Source organism: Mesorhizobium sp. WSM4820, assembly GCF_055811075.1.
On record NZ_JBVVQN010000014.1, the window covers coordinates 213161 to 226732 of the forward strand.

A 13572-nucleotide genomic window follows, 5' to 3' on the forward strand; every position below is an offset into this window, starting at 1 on the left:
GGTTTCCGTCAACCCTTCATCATGTTCACGTCTTCGACCGCGATCGAGCCGCGGTTGCGGAAGAAGACGACGAGAATGGCGAGACCGATCGCCGCTTCAGCCGCTGCGACCGTCAGCACGAACAGCGCGAACACCTGTCCGACGAGATCGCCGAGCGCTGCCGAGAAGGCGACGAAATTGATGTTGACCGCAAGCAGGATCAGCTCGATCGACATCAGGATGACGATGATGTTCCTGCGGTTGAGAAAAATGCCGAACACGCCGAGCGTGAACAGGATAGCCGATACGGTCAGATAATGTGCGATGCCGACGACCATCTCAGATTCCTTCGCCCGTCTTGACCTTGCGGATTTCCATTCCCGTTGCCGGCGTGCGGCCGACCTGGGCGGCGATCGACTGCCGCTTGATGCCCGGCTTGTGACGCAGCGTCAGCACGATGGCGCCGATCATGGCGACCAGCAGCACAAGGCCGGCAATCTGGAAATAGTAGAGATAGTCGGTGTAGAGGATGTCGCCCAGCGCTGCCGTGTTCGAGCGCGCGGCAAGGTCCGGAATGGGTTTTGCAACCGTTGCCGCCAGTTGCGGCGCAAACGTATAGCCGCCGAGCACGACGATGAGCTCAGCCGCCAGGATCAGCCCGACCAGCGCGCCGATCGGCGCGTATTGCAGGGCGCCTTCCTTCATCTCGGCAAAATCGACGTCGAGCATCATGACGACGAACAGGAACAGCACCATGACCGCGCCGACATAGACGACGAGCAGGATCATCGCCAGAAACTCGGCGCCGGTCAGCATGAACAGGCCTGCGGCATTGAAGAAGGTCAGGATCAGGAACAGCACCGAATGCACGGGATTGCGCGCCGAAATGACCATGAACGCCGACGCCACCGCGACAAAGGCGAAGAGGTAGAAAAAGGCCGCCTCTAGTCCATTCAGCATGGGTTCCCCCGGGTTCCTGTCCGAACAGGACGTTCGTCCTGTTCGATGTTTGCCACCGCCTCCGGTCGGCAAGTTTCGTGTTCCTTAGACGAGGCCCTTCGCCCCGTCCATGCGTCAAATGTCAGCGGTACGGCGCGTCCAGCGAGATGTTGCGCGCCAGTTCGCGCTCCCAGCGGTCGCCATTGGCCAAGAGCTTGTCCTTGTCGTAATAAAGTTCCTCGCGCGTCTCGGTCGCGAATTCGAAGTTCGGCCCCTCGACGATGGCGTCGACCGGGCAGGCTTCCTGGCAGAAGCCGCAATAGATGCATTTCACCATATCGATGTCGTAGCGCACCGTGCGGCGGGTGCCGTCGTTGCGGCGCGGGCCGGCCTCGATGGTGATCGCCTGCGCCGGGCAGATCGCCTCGCACAATTTGCAGGCGATGCAGCGTTCCTCGCCGTTCGGGTAGCGGCGCAGCGCATGCTCGCCGCGAAAGCGCGGGCTGGTCGGCCCCTTCTCGTGCGGATAGTTGATCGTCTCCTTCGGCGCGAAGAACTGGCGCATCGACAGGAAGAAAGCGCTGACGAAATCCTGCAGCAGCAGGGATTTTGCGGCTTGAGACAGCGTGCTCATTCAGCACCCCCAAACATTTGCAATGCGACCGCGGCGCCCATGACGCCACGCGCAAGCGGAGAAACCACAAGATAGAGTCTACGGATCAAATGCTCGCGCATTTGCTTTTCCTCAACGGAAACGGGCAGGCCGAGCCCTTTTGAACGCCCAAACATGTGCAGCGCAGTCGGCAACGCGAAAATAGACGTCAGCCATGCCACCAGGGCGCCAGCAGCGGCGCCAAGCACCAGGATTGCCGGATCGCCCATCACGCAAACCCCGTGATCTTGAGGAACGCGGCGACAATCACCACCATCGCCAGCGAAATCGGCAGGAAGACCTTCCAGCCGAGCCGCATCAGTTGGTCGTAGCGGTAGCGCGGCACGAAGGCCTTCACCATCGAGATCATGAAGAACACCAGGCAGACCTTGAGCACGAACCAGATCAGCCCCGGCACCCAGGTGAAGGGAGCGAAATCGAAGGGCGGCAGCCAGCCGCCGAGGAACAGGATGGTGGCCAGCGCGCACATCAGCACGATGGCGACATACTCGCCGAGGAAGAACAGCAGGAACGGCGTCGACGAATATTCGACCATATGGCCGGCGACGAGTTCCGATTCGGCTTCCACCAGGTCGAAGGGCGGGCGGTTGGTCTCGGCCAGCGCCGAGATGAAGAAGATGACGAACATCGGGAACAGCGACAGCCAATGCCAGTCGAGGAAGGTGTTGGGCAGGCCAACCCTTGTGCCAAGGCCGTCCTGCTGCGACAGCACGATGTCGGACAGGTTGAGCGAGCCGACGCAAAGCAGCACCGTGACGATGACGAAACCGATCGAGACCTCGTAGGACACCATCTGCGCGGCCGAGCGCAGCGCGCCGAGGAACGGATATTTCGAGTTGGACGCCCAGCCGCCCATGATCACGCCATAGACCTCGAGCGAGGAGATGGCGAAGACATAGAGGATGCCGACATTGACGTTGGCGATCGCCCAGCCCTCATTGACCGGGATCACCGCCCAGGCCGAGATCGCCAGCACCGCCGAAACCAAGGGCGCCAGCAGAAAAACGCCCTTGTTGGCGCCGGACGGAATCACCGGCTCCTTGAACACGAACTTCAGAAGGTCGGCGAAAGCCTGCAGCGTGCCCCATGGGCCGACGACGTTCGGGCCGCGGCGCAACTGCACCGCCGCCCAGATCTTGCGGTCCGCGTACAGGATGTAGGCGACGAAGATGAGCAGCACGACGATCAGCACGACCGACTTCAGCAGGATGAGCAGCGCCGGCAGCACGTAGAAGGAGAAGAAGGTGTCCATGCTATTCCGCCGCCTGCCTAAAACCGTTTCTCGCCAGCGCCGAGCACTCCGCCATCACTGCGGAAGCCCGCGCGATCGGGTTGGTCAGGTAGAAATCCTTGACCGGCGAGGTGAAGCTGCCCTTGCCAAGCCGCCCGCCAAGCTTCGCCACCTCAGCGATATCGTCGGCATTGCCGGCCGCGACCTGGTCGATGCGGGCAAGATGCGGGTATTCGCCATAGAGCTTTGCGCGCAGCTGCGGCAGCGAATCGAACGACAATCTCTTGCCCAGCACATCCGACAGCGCCCGCAGGATCGCCCAGTCCTCGCGCGCATCGCCCGGCGCGAAGCCGGCGCGGTTGGTCTGCTGCACCCGGCCCTCGGTGTTGACGTAGGTGCCCGATTTTTCGGTATAGGCGGCGCCCGGCAGGATGACGTCGGCGCGGTGCGCGCCGTGGTCGCCATGCGTGCCGATATAGACGACGAAGGCGCCGCCGGTGCTGGCCATGTCGATCTCGTCGGCGCCGAGCAGGAACAAAACGTCCATCTCGCCCAGCATGCCGGCGACGTTCTTGCCGCCCTCGCCCGGCACGAAGCCGACATCGAGACCGCCGACACGCGCCGCCGCAGTGTGCAGCACGGCAAAGCCGTTCCAGTCGGCTCTCGCAGCATTGACGGCCAGGCTGAGCTTCGCCGCCTGGCCGAGCACGGCCGCGCCGTCCGGGCGCGACAGCGCGCCCTGACCGACGATGATCAGCGGATGCGTCGCATTCTTCAGCACCTCAAAAAATTTGCCGTTGCCGTGGGCCAAATCCCTGAGCGATTCCGGTCCGGCGCCGAGCTGCTCATAGTCGTAGCGCGTATCGCCGACATCGCCGATGACGCCGACCGGCAGGTTGCCGAGCCGCCAGCGCTTGCGGATGCGGGCGTTGAGCAAGGAAGCCTCGAAGCGCGGATTGGCGCCGATGATAAGCACCGCGTCGGCCTGCTCGATGCCCTCGATGGTCGGGTTGAAGAGATAACTTGCCCGGCCGAGCGACGGATCGAGCGCGGCGCCATCCTGGCGGCAGTCGGTGTTCTTCGAGCCGAGCGAGGCCATCAGCAGCTTCAGCGCATAGATCTCCTCGACGGCGGCGAGATCGCCTGATATGGCGCCGATCTTGTCGGGCGCGGTTCGCGACACCGCTTCCTTGATCGCGGAAAAAGCCTCGGCCCAGCTTGCCGGGGCCAGCTTGCCGTTCTTGCGGACATATGGCCGGTCGAGGCGCTGGGTGCGCAAGCCGTCCCAGATGAAGCGGGTCTTGTCGGAAATCCACTCCTCGTTCACCGCCTCGTTGGTGCGCGGCAGGATGCGCATCACCTCGCGGCCTCTGGAATCGACGCGGATCGCCGAGCCGACGGCGTCCATGACATCGATGGATTCGGTCTTGGTCAGTTCCCACGGCCGCGCCTGGAAGGCGTAGGGCTTGGAGGTCAGCGCGCCGACCGGGCAAAGGTCGATGACGTTGCCCTGCAGTTCCGATGTCATCGCGCTTTCGAGATAGGTGGTGATTTCGGCGTCCTCACCGCGGCCGATCAGGCCGAGCTCGGAAATGCCGGCAATTTCGGTGGTGAAGCGGACGCAGCGCGTGCAATGGATGCAGCGGTTCATGATCGTCTTGACCAGCGGCCCGATATATTTGTCTTCGACCGCCCGCTTGTTCTCGTGATAGCGCGAGGAATCGACGCCGAACGCCATCGCCTGGTCCTGCAGGTCGCACTCGCCGCCCTGGTCGCAGATCGGGCAATCGAGCGGATGGTTGATCAGCAGGAATTCCATCACGCCTTCCCGGGCCTTCTTGACCATCGGCGTGTTGGTGAAAATTTCCGGCGTTTCGCCATTTGGTCCCGGACGCAGATCGCGCACGCCCATGGCGCAGGACGCCTGCGGCTTGGGCGGCCCGCCCTTCACCTCGATCAGGCACATGCGGCAATTGCCGGCGATCGACAGCCGCTCATGGAAGCAGAAGCGCGGCACTTCGGCGCCGGCGTCCTCGGCTGCCTGCAGCAGCGTGTAGTGGTCGGGTACAGTAATCTCTTTCCCGTCGACCTTGAGCTTTGCCATCAATTGTCCCCGGCGGTCTTCGCCGTCTCATATCCCTGGAACAGGTCTTCAAGGCTGATGCCGTTGATCATCATGCCCGCAACCTGCGCGTTTTCTATCTTCACGTTGCTCATGTTCACGTTGGTGAAATACGCGTTCGAAAGATTGGCGTCTTCCACCTTGGTGTTGCTCAGGTTGGTGCGGTGGATCCTGGCCGCCGACAGGTTGACGTCGTGAAACCGGGTGTTCGACATGTTGACGTCATCGAAACTGGAATTGCTGACGATGGCGTTTCGCACGTCGAGAACATCGCGCCTGTCGTGGACCTCCATCGCGTCGCCTACCTCTCGGCTTTGGCGGCCAGCGCCGCCGCCTGGCCAAGCCAGTTGTCGCGACCGATGCGGCCCTTGAACGACAGATAGTCGTCGACCCAGGCGATCTCTTCCGGCGTCCATGCCGCGATCTGGCCGTAGGTCCAGATGCCCAGGCCGTTCAGCACCTGTTCCAGCTTCGGCCCGATGCCCGATATTGCCTTGAGGTCTGCCGGGTTTTCCGGACGATCCATTGCCTTGGGCTGCTTGAAATCCTCCGGCATCAACCCGGCCGGTGCGGCAGCCGCATCCACCACGCTGCGTGCATCATCCATGCTGTTCGCGGCTATGTCATTCACGTTCCTGGCGAAGGACTGCGCCTCGGCGATCAAGGTTTTTGTCGCCGCGCGCGCCTTGGTCGAGGAGCTTGCCCCTGTCTGCGAAAAGCGTTCGACCCTGGCATCGAAATCGTCGGCGATCGGCTGGAAGAGCCGCTGCGAGGTCTCGGCGGCTCCCGAGAGCACGCCCATCCACACCCCAAAGGCATGATTGGCAAGCCCGATGCCGAGCGCCGACATCGCTGCCGCACTCGCGACAGGGTGCGCCAGGAGATTGACGGCGCTGGCCATCTCCTTCGGCATCATCCTGGTCAGGTCCTGGTTCATCTTCTCGAACGGGTCCAAATCTGGCATCAAATGTTCGGGTCTCGAATTCAGCGACATAGGTAGTCTCCTGGTCGTTTCTTCCGTATGCCCCGGCCTGTTTCCTCAAATCGGGCACTTGCCCGTATCTCAGATCGGGCATTCGCCCGTATCTCAGATCGGGCCTTGCCCGTATTTCAGATCGGGCATTCGCCCGTATCTCAGATCGGGCCTTGCCCGTATCTCAGATCGGGCATTCGCCCGTCTTTCAACTCTCGTCTATTCCGCCGCCACCATCACCGGCTCTGCCCGGTGCGCATTGCGCGAAAACTCGTCGATACGCCGCTCAACCTCGCCGCGGAAATGCCGCATCAGGCCCTGGATCGGCCATGCCGCCGCATCGCCCAGCGCGCAGATCGTGTGGCCTTCGACCTGTTTGGTCACGTCGAGCAGCATGTCGATCTCGCGCTTCTGCGCCTCGCCGCGCACCAACCGCTCCATCACCCGCCACATCCAGCCGGTGCCTTCGCGGCACGGCGTGCACTGGCCGCAGCTCTCGTGCTTGTAGAAGTAGGAAAGCCGGGCGATCGCCTTCACGATATCGGTCGATTTGTCCATGACGATGACAGCCGCCGTGCCGAGACCCGATTTCAGGTCGCGCAGCGCATCGAAATCCATCGGCGCGTCGATGATCTGCTCCGCCGGCACCAGCGGCACCGAAGCCCCGCCCGGAATGACCGCCAGCAGATTGTCCCAGCCGCCGCGAATGCCGCCGCAATGCGTCTCGATCAGCTCGCGGAACGGGATCGACATCGCCTCTTCGACGGTGCACGGCGTGTTGACGTGGCCCGAAACGCAGAACAGCTTGGTGCCGACATTGTTGGGCCGGCCGAAGGACGAGAACCAGGCCGCGCCGCGGCGCAAAATGGTCGGCGCCACCGCGATCGACTCGACATTGTTGACCGTCGTCGGGCAGCCATAGAGGCCGACATTGGCCGGAAACGGCGGTTTCAGCCGCGGCTGGCCCTTCTTGCCTTCGAGGCTTTCGAGCAGCGCCGTTTCCTCGCCGCAGATATAGGCGCCGGCGCCATGGTGCATATAGATGTCGAAATCGTATCCGGACGTGTTGTTCTTGCCGATCAGCTTGGCCGCATAGGCCTCGTCGATGGCGCGCTGCAGCGCCTCGCGCTCGCGGATGAACTCGCCGCGCACATAAATGTAGGCAGCGATCGCGCCCATGGCGAAGCCGGCGATCAGGCAGCCCTCGACCAGCGTGTGCGGATCGTGGCGCAAGATGTCGCGGTCCTTGCATGTGCCGGGCTCGGATTCGTCGGCATTGACGACGAGATAGCTCGGCCGGCCGTCGCTCTGCTTGGGCATGAACGACCACTTCAACCCGGTCGGGAAGCCGGCGCCGCCGCGGCCGCGCAGGCCTGATGCCTTCATCTCGTTGACGATCCAGTCGCGCCCCTTGGCGATGATGCCGGGCGTGTTGTCCCAGGCGCCGCGCGCCATCGCACCGGCCAGCGACTTGTCGAAGCGGCCGTAGATGTTGTTGAAGATGCGGTCTCTGTCCTGAAGCATTGTTCGTCCCTCAGACCGGCTTCTTGCCGAAGACGCGGATATATTCGGCGACCCCGCCCTTGGCCAGCGCCTTGGCCTGCTTGACCCAATCTTCGCGCTCGATGCGGCCGTGGAAACTGAGATAGCCATCGACCCACTCGCGCTCGGCCTTCTTCCATGACGCGACTTGCGCATAGGTGAAGATACCAAGCGAATGCAGGATGCCTTCGATCTTCGGGCCGACGCCCGAGATCAGCTTGAGATCGTCGACCAGTGCCGGCCTCGCGATGCCGGCCGGACGGTTCTTGTCCTCAAGCGAAGGCTTGCCCGTCTTGGCATTGGTCGTCTTGGCATTGGCCGTCTTACCGGCAGCGCCGAGCTGCGTGCCCTTGGCTTCCGGCGCCTTGAAAGCAGCCGCTGGCTCAGCCTTGACTATCGGACCGCTGCGCTGTTTCAAAACCTTTTCGACTTCCGGCGCGGCCTTGTTGGCGTTGGCCGCCGAGTGCCGCGGTGCTCTGACGCTCGCCGCCTTTTCCGTCTCCGGTGCGACCTTTGCCGGAGAAGGCGTCTCCAGCGCCGGGCTGGTTTCGGGCGCATCGGTCTTCGGCTTGCTGGCCTTCGACGGCGCAACGGGGCCGGCAGATGCCTGGGCCGGAGCCGCTGGCGCCGCGACAATTGCCGCTGGCGCGGGCTCCCTGGCGGCCTTCGCAGCCGCCTTGGCGTCCCTGTCGCGGGTCGTCTTCAGGATTGCCTTTTCGCTCTTCAGCGTCGTCAGGCCGGTGATCGGCTCGGAGGTGATGCGGCCGTTCTGCGGCCCCGGCGTCACCGAAGCGCCCTTGCCGGCATCATAGAGGTCGATGATCTCGGCAAGCCGCTCCGGCGTCAGATCCTCGAACGTATCCTTGAAAATCATCACCATCGGCGCGTTGACGCAGGCGCCAAGGCATTCGACCTCTTCCCACGACAGCGTGCCCTTGTCGTTGGTGTGGAACTGGTCGTGATGGATTTTCGAGCGGCACAAATCCATCAGCGCTTCCGAGCCGCGCAGCATGCAGGGCGTGGTGCCGCAGACCTGGATATGCGCGCGGGTGCCGACCGGGTTGAGCTGGTACTGCGTGTAGAAGGTGGCGACTTCGAGCCCTCTGATGTAGGGCATGCCGAGCATGTCGGAGATCGTCTCGATCGCCGCCTTGGTCACCCAGCCTTCCTGCTCCTGCGCCAGCATCAGCAACGGGATGATCGCCGACTGCTCGCGGCCCTTCGGATATTTGTTGATCCATTGCTTCGCCGCTGCCGCATTCGCCCGGTTGAAGGCGAAGGAGGCTGGCTGGAGACTGGCTTCTGCGAGACGGCGGACTGACATGGAGTTTCGCTTTATTTGTTTCTTACTGAATCGAGCTGGAGACGCGATAGCAGTTCTCGGATTGCCCTAACACGCACACAAACTCTTCTTTCCCGCGCTTCAGGCGGATGTATTCGTCATAACGATCGCCAACCCAGGAGACACAATAGGGCCGTGGCCGGCTGGGCACCTGGGCAACGAACGAATCCAGCTGGCACTGCGGGAAGGAATGAAGAACAATCCCTTCATCCATCGGTGCATGTCGCTCGAACGTGCGCCCCATCAATAAGTCACCTTCCGCAACCAGCTCAAACCCAATCTTCAGCAGGTCTCGTGACAGCAGCCGACCATCGGGGCCCCAAGCAGGAACTTGGGCCGCCATTGTCAGGACCGCTGCGGTGACAAGCGCGTTCATTGCTACCGGTCCACCTCACCAAACACGATGTCGAGGGAGCCGAGAACGGCGGTGACGTCGGCCAGCATGTGGCCGCGGCACAAAAAATCCATGGCCTGCAGATGCGCGAAGCCCGGCGCGCGCAGCTTGCAGCGATAGGGTTTGTTGGTGCCGTCCGAGACCAGATAGACGCCGAACTCACCCTTCGGGGCTTCGACCGCCGCGTAAACCTCGCCGGCCGGCACGCGATAGCCCTCGGTGTAGAGCTTGAAATGATGGATCAGCGCTTCCATCGAGCGCTTCATCGCCGCACGCTTCGGCGGCACCACCTTGCCGTCGAGGTTCGACACCGGCCCGCTGCCTTCCTTGCCGAGCAGCAGGTCGATGCACTGGCGCATGATTTTCGCCGACTGGCGCATCTCTTCCATGCGCACGAGATAACGGTCGTAGCAGTCGCCGTTCTTGCCGATCGGAATGTCGAAATCCATCTCGGCATAGCATTCATAGGGCTGCGACTTGCGCAGATCCCAGGCGACGCCGGATCCACGCACCATGACGCCCGAAAAACCCCAGGCCCAGGCATCGGCCAGCGAGACGATGCCGATGTCGACATTGCGCTGCTTGAAGATGCGGTTGCCGGTCAGCAGTGCGTCGAGATCGTCGAGCGATTTCAGGAACGGGTCGATCCAGTTGCCGATATCCTCGACCAGCTGCTGCGGCAGGTCCTGGTGGACGCCGCCGGGCCGGAAATAGGCCGCATGCATGCGAGAGCCGCTGGCCCGCTCATAGAACACCATGAGCTTTTCGCGCTCGACGAAACCCCACAGCGGCGGCGTCAGCGCGCCGACATCCATCGCCTGCGTCGTCACATTGAGGATGTGCGACATGATGCGGCCGATTTCGCAATAAAGCACGCGGATCAGCTGGCCGCGCTTCGGCACCTCGATGCCGAGCAGCCGCTCGGCGGCAAGCGCGAAGGCATGCTCCTGGTTCATCGGCGCGCAATAGTCGAGCCGGTCGAGATAGGGCACGGCCTGCAGATAGGTCTTGGCTTCGATCAGCTTTTCAGTGCCGCGATGCAACAGTCCGATATGCGGATCGACGCGATCGACGACTTCGCCGTCCAACTCAAGAACAAGCCTCAAAACACCATGCGCTGCAGGGTGTTGAGGTCCAAAGTTGATGTTAAAATTGCGGACGGAGGTTTCAGCCATTCTGGCGTCTCAATTCGTCTTGGCTTTCTCGTCGCCCGGCAGAACGTAGTCCGTCCCTTCCCATGGCGAGAGAAAATCGAAATTGCGGAATTCCTGCTTCAATTCCACCGGCTCGTAGATGACGCGCTTGGCTTCGTCGTCGTAGCGCACCTCGACGAAACCGGTCAGCGGGAAATCCTTGCGCAGCGGATGGCCTTCGAAGCCGTAATCGGTCAGGATTCGCCTGAGATCGGGATGGCCCGAGAACAGCACGCCATAGAGATCGTAGGTTTCGCGCTCGAACCAGTCGGCGCCCGGAAACACACCGGTGATAGACGGCACCACCGTCTCCTCGTCGGCCTGCACCTTGATGCGGATGCGAATATTCTGCTTCGGCGACAGCAGGTGATAGACGACGTCGAAGCGCTTGGCCCGCGATGGATAATCGGCGCCGCAGACGTCGATGATCGAGATGAACTGGCATTTTGGATCGTCGCGCAGGAAGCTCACCACCTCGATCAGATCGTGCGGCTCGAGCGAGATCGTGAGTTCGCCATAGGCAAGCACCGCATCGCCGATCCGGCCGCTCAGCTTCTCGCCGAGATAGGTCGAGAGTTCATTCAGGCTCATCATCGCGCTCACCGCTCGATCGTGCCGGTGCGGCGGATCTTCTTTTGCAACAGAAGGATGCCGTAGAGCAGCGCTTCCGCACTCGGCGGACAGCCGGGCACATAGATGTCGACCGGCACGACGCGATCGCAGCCGCGCACCACCGAATAGGAATAGTGGTAGTAGCCGCCGCCATTGGCGCAGGAGCCCATCGAGATGACGTAGCGCGGCTCCGGCATCTGGTCGTAGACCTTGCGCAGCGCCGGCGCCATCTTGTTGGTCAGCGTGCCGGCGACGATCATGATGTCGGACTGGCGCGGCGAGGCGCGCGGCGCAACGCCGAACCTCTCCGAGTCATAGCGCGGCATCGAGGTGTGGATCATCTCGACCGCACAGCAGGCAAGACCGAAGGTCATGAACATCAGCGAGCCGCTGCGCGCCCAGGTGATCAGCGCCTCGGTCGAGGTGACGAGAAAGCCCTTGTCGGCAAGCTCGTCGTTGATCTCGAGGAAGAAGGGATCATTCGCCCCCACCGGCTTTCCGGTGCTGGGGTCGAGAATGCCTTTTGGCTTCGGCGCGACGAGCGTGCCGGAATTGTCGCTCAATCCCATTCCAGTGCTCCTTTCTTCCATTCATAGGCAAAGCCGATGGTCAGCACCGCCAAAAACACCATCATCGACCAGAAACCGAGCATGCCGATCTGGCTGAAAGACACTGCCCACGGAAACAGGAAGGCCACTTCCAGATCGAAGATGATGAACAGGATCGACACCAGGTAGAAGCGGATGTCGAACTTCATGCGGGCATCGTCAAAGGAGTTGAAGCCGCATTCATAGGCGGAAAGCTTTTCCGGATCGGGATTGCGGTAGGCCACCAGAAAGGGTGCGGCAAGCAGCGCCAGGCCGACGACCAGCGCCACGCCGATGAACAGGACGATGGGCAGGTACGAACTCAACAATGCGTTCATGCTGCAGCTTTCCGTTGGCGGCCAATCCACTCTGATTACAGCACCGGACCCACTTGCGGAAGCGTGACAGTTTAACCACTGAACCGTTTTAGGGGGCTCTATGCTGCAACGCGGCGAGGGTTAGCGCAGGGCTTTCGGCGAAGCAAGTCAAACCTTGTTCAAAACACGGTGCTCGACGGCATATCCGGATAAACTGGTCCAATCCGCTCCTGTTTGGTTTCCTTCGCTTTTTACTCCACTTTTCTCTCCTGACATGGATGCCGCCAGAACCCTGCTAGCATGGTGGGGAATCATCTCTCCCACCTTTGGTCGAACGCCGACAGAGTGCCGTCTGCATGAAGGAAAAAATCTCGCTCGCCATGGCCCGGCGCATCGCGCTTGCCGCACAGGGGTTTGCCGATCCTCGCCCTAACGGCACGCCCGATCGCCGCCATCTGGCCCGTGTGCTTGGCCGGACCGGTCTGCTGCAGATCGATTCCGTCAGCGCGGTGGTGCGTGCTCATTATATGCCGCTCTATTCGCGGCTTGGCCCCTACCCGCTCGCCCTGCTCGACAACGCCGCCGTGACGCGCAAGCGCAAAGTCTTCGAATATTGGGCGCACGAAGCCTCCTTTCTGCCGGTCGAAACCTATCCGCTGATGCGCTGGCGCATGGAACGGGCCGAACGTGGCGAGGAAATGTATAACGGGCTGGCCAAGTGGGGCCGCGAGCGCGCCGCCTACATTGAAAACATTTATCGCGAGGTCGTCGAACGCGGCCCGATCGCCGCTTCCGCCCTGGAGGGCCAGAAAGGCTCCGGCGGCTGGTGGGGCTGGAGCGACGCCAAACACGCTTTCGAATGGCTGTTCTGGGCCGGCCGCATTACCACGGCGTCACGTCGTGGCTTCGAGCGGCTTTATGATCTGCCGCAGCGCGTGCTGCCGCCGGAAATACTTGCCCTGCCGGTGCCCTCGCCTGAGGATGCGCACCGCGAATTGCTGCGCATCTCCGCCCGCGCCCACGGCGTCGCGACAGCAGGCGACCTGCGCGACTATTTCCGCCTCTCTCCCGCTGACATCAAGGGCCGCATCGAGGAACTGGTCGAGGCCGGCGACCTCTTGCCGGTGACCGTCGAAGGCTGGAGCAAGCCAGCCTATCTTCACAAGGAAGCCCGTTTTCCGCGCAAGATCAAGGCGCGCGCCTTGCTCGCTCCCTTCGATCCGGTAGTCTTCGAGCGGGCGCGTACGGAAAGACTGTTCGACTTCCGCTATCGCATCGAGATCTACACCCCAGCCGAAAAGCGCCAGTACGGCTATTATGTGCTGCCGTTCCTGCTCGGCGAAAGGATCGTGGCGCGCATCGACCTTAAGGCCGACCGCCCGGCCGGCGTCCTGCGCGTCCATGCCGCCTATGCCGAGCCCGGCGCGCCGCCGCAAACCGCCGCCGAACTTTTTGAGGAATTGCAGCTGATGCAGGGTTGGCTCGGCCTCGAACGCATCGAGGTGACGCCCGCGGGGGATTTGGGCCAGGCTCTGGCGGAAGTCGCGGTTTCGTGAGGTCGATGTCGGCGCCGCCCCTCACCTGCCTGCCGGTGTCCAGTTGATAGATGGGTAACACTTTGAACCGGATACATGGGTTACAGTTTTCCCCCTGTAGTGTCCGCCGCAG

The 13572-nt window shown here is 62.4% G+C and carries 16 protein-coding genes; 1 reads left to right on the forward strand and 15 read right to left on the reverse strand.

Going from position 1 to position 13572, the window contains the following annotated elements; all coding sequences use genetic code 11:
• Nucleotides 1-8: 8 nt before the first annotated feature.
• The 15 genes from nuoK to AC0L2R_RS22850 all read right to left on the reverse strand — a co-directional run bounded on the left by nuoK (nucleotide 9) and on the right by AC0L2R_RS22850 (nucleotide 11925).
• Nucleotides 9-317, reverse strand: a complete 309-nt coding sequence (gene nuoK, locus AC0L2R_RS22780; RefSeq protein WP_023798863.1) for an NADH-quinone oxidoreductase subunit NuoK — start codon at nucleotides 315-317, stop codon at nucleotides 9-11.
• Between the two features lies 1 nt (nucleotide 318).
• Nucleotides 319-939: an NADH-quinone oxidoreductase subunit J gene (locus tag AC0L2R_RS22785; RefSeq protein ID WP_091594336.1), complete on the reverse strand. Its 621-nt coding sequence runs from the start codon at nucleotides 937-939 to the stop codon at nucleotides 319-321.
• Between the two features lie 121 nt (nucleotides 940-1060).
• A complete protein-coding gene (gene nuoI / locus AC0L2R_RS22790; RefSeq protein ID WP_287198832.1) occupies nucleotides 1061-1552 on the reverse strand; it encodes an NADH-quinone oxidoreductase subunit NuoI in 492 nt (163 codons plus the stop codon).
• Nucleotides 1549-1800 (reverse strand): hypothetical protein, encoded by a 252-nt coding sequence (locus AC0L2R_RS22795; protein WP_473511655.1) that lies wholly within the window; start codon nucleotides 1798-1800, stop codon nucleotides 1549-1551. Before AC0L2R_RS22795 ends, nuoI begins: the two co-directional genes overlap by 4 nt.
• Nucleotides 1800-2843: an NADH-quinone oxidoreductase subunit NuoH gene (gene nuoH / locus AC0L2R_RS22800; RefSeq protein WP_023798860.1), complete on the reverse strand. Its 1044-nt coding sequence runs from the start codon at nucleotides 2841-2843 to the stop codon at nucleotides 1800-1802. The genes AC0L2R_RS22795 and nuoH overlap by 1 nt, the downstream gene beginning before the upstream one ends.
• A 1-nt stretch (nucleotide 2844) precedes the next feature.
• On the reverse strand, nucleotides 2845-4926 hold the full coding sequence (gene nuoG, locus AC0L2R_RS22805; RefSeq protein WP_473511656.1) for an NADH-quinone oxidoreductase subunit NuoG: 2082 nt from the start codon (nucleotides 4924-4926) through the stop codon (nucleotides 2845-2847).
• Nucleotides 4926-5237, reverse strand: a complete 312-nt coding sequence (locus AC0L2R_RS22810) for a pentapeptide repeat-containing protein (protein ID WP_473511658.1) — start codon at nucleotides 5235-5237, stop codon at nucleotides 4926-4928. Before AC0L2R_RS22810 ends, nuoG begins: the two co-directional genes overlap by 1 nt.
• 8 nt (nucleotides 5238-5245) lie before the next feature.
• Nucleotides 5246-5938 carry an NADH-ubiquinone dehydrogenase gene (locus AC0L2R_RS22815; RefSeq protein ID WP_473511659.1) on the reverse strand — a complete coding sequence of 231 codons (693 nt, stop codon included), beginning with the start codon at nucleotides 5936-5938 and terminating at the stop codon, nucleotides 5246-5248.
• 198 nt (nucleotides 5939-6136) lie between these two features.
• Entirely contained in the window at nucleotides 6137-7441 is a 1305-nt protein-coding gene (nuoF, locus tag AC0L2R_RS22820) for an NADH-quinone oxidoreductase subunit NuoF (RefSeq protein ID WP_128166987.1), read from the reverse strand.
• A 10-nt stretch (nucleotides 7442-7451) separates the two neighbouring features.
• A complete protein-coding gene (locus tag AC0L2R_RS22825; RefSeq protein WP_473511660.1) occupies nucleotides 7452-8783 on the reverse strand; it encodes an NADH-quinone oxidoreductase subunit E in 1332 nt (443 codons plus the stop codon).
• A 22-nt stretch (nucleotides 8784-8805) separates the two neighbouring features.
• Nucleotides 8806-9177, reverse strand: a complete 372-nt coding sequence (locus AC0L2R_RS22830) for a hypothetical protein (RefSeq protein ID WP_236377065.1) — start codon at nucleotides 9175-9177, stop codon at nucleotides 8806-8808.
• A gap of 2 nt (nucleotides 9178-9179) precedes the next feature.
• Nucleotides 9180-10370: an NADH-quinone oxidoreductase subunit D gene (locus tag AC0L2R_RS22835; protein WP_287235742.1), complete on the reverse strand. Its 1191-nt coding sequence runs from the start codon at nucleotides 10368-10370 to the stop codon at nucleotides 9180-9182.
• Between the two features lie 9 nt (nucleotides 10371-10379).
• Nucleotides 10380-10982: an NADH-quinone oxidoreductase subunit C gene (locus tag AC0L2R_RS22840; RefSeq protein ID WP_473511662.1), complete on the reverse strand. Its 603-nt coding sequence runs from the start codon at nucleotides 10980-10982 to the stop codon at nucleotides 10380-10382.
• Nucleotides 10983-10987: 5 nt separating this feature from the next.
• Entirely contained in the window at nucleotides 10988-11569 is a 582-nt protein-coding gene (locus tag AC0L2R_RS22845; protein WP_023798851.1) for a NuoB/complex I 20 kDa subunit family protein, read from the reverse strand.
• Entirely contained in the window at nucleotides 11560-11925 is a 366-nt protein-coding gene (locus AC0L2R_RS22850) for an NADH-quinone oxidoreductase subunit A (RefSeq protein WP_023798850.1), read from the reverse strand. Before AC0L2R_RS22850 ends, AC0L2R_RS22845 begins: the two co-directional genes overlap by 10 nt.
• Nucleotides 11926-12260: 335 nt before the next feature.
• On the opposite strand from AC0L2R_RS22850, the gene AC0L2R_RS22855 reads away from it, so the two are divergent.
• Nucleotides 12261-13460 (forward strand): winged helix-turn-helix domain-containing protein, encoded by a 1200-nt coding sequence (locus tag AC0L2R_RS22855; protein ID WP_473511663.1) that lies wholly within the window; start codon nucleotides 12261-12263, stop codon nucleotides 13458-13460.
• The last annotated feature ends 112 nt before the right edge of the window (nucleotides 13461-13572 follow it).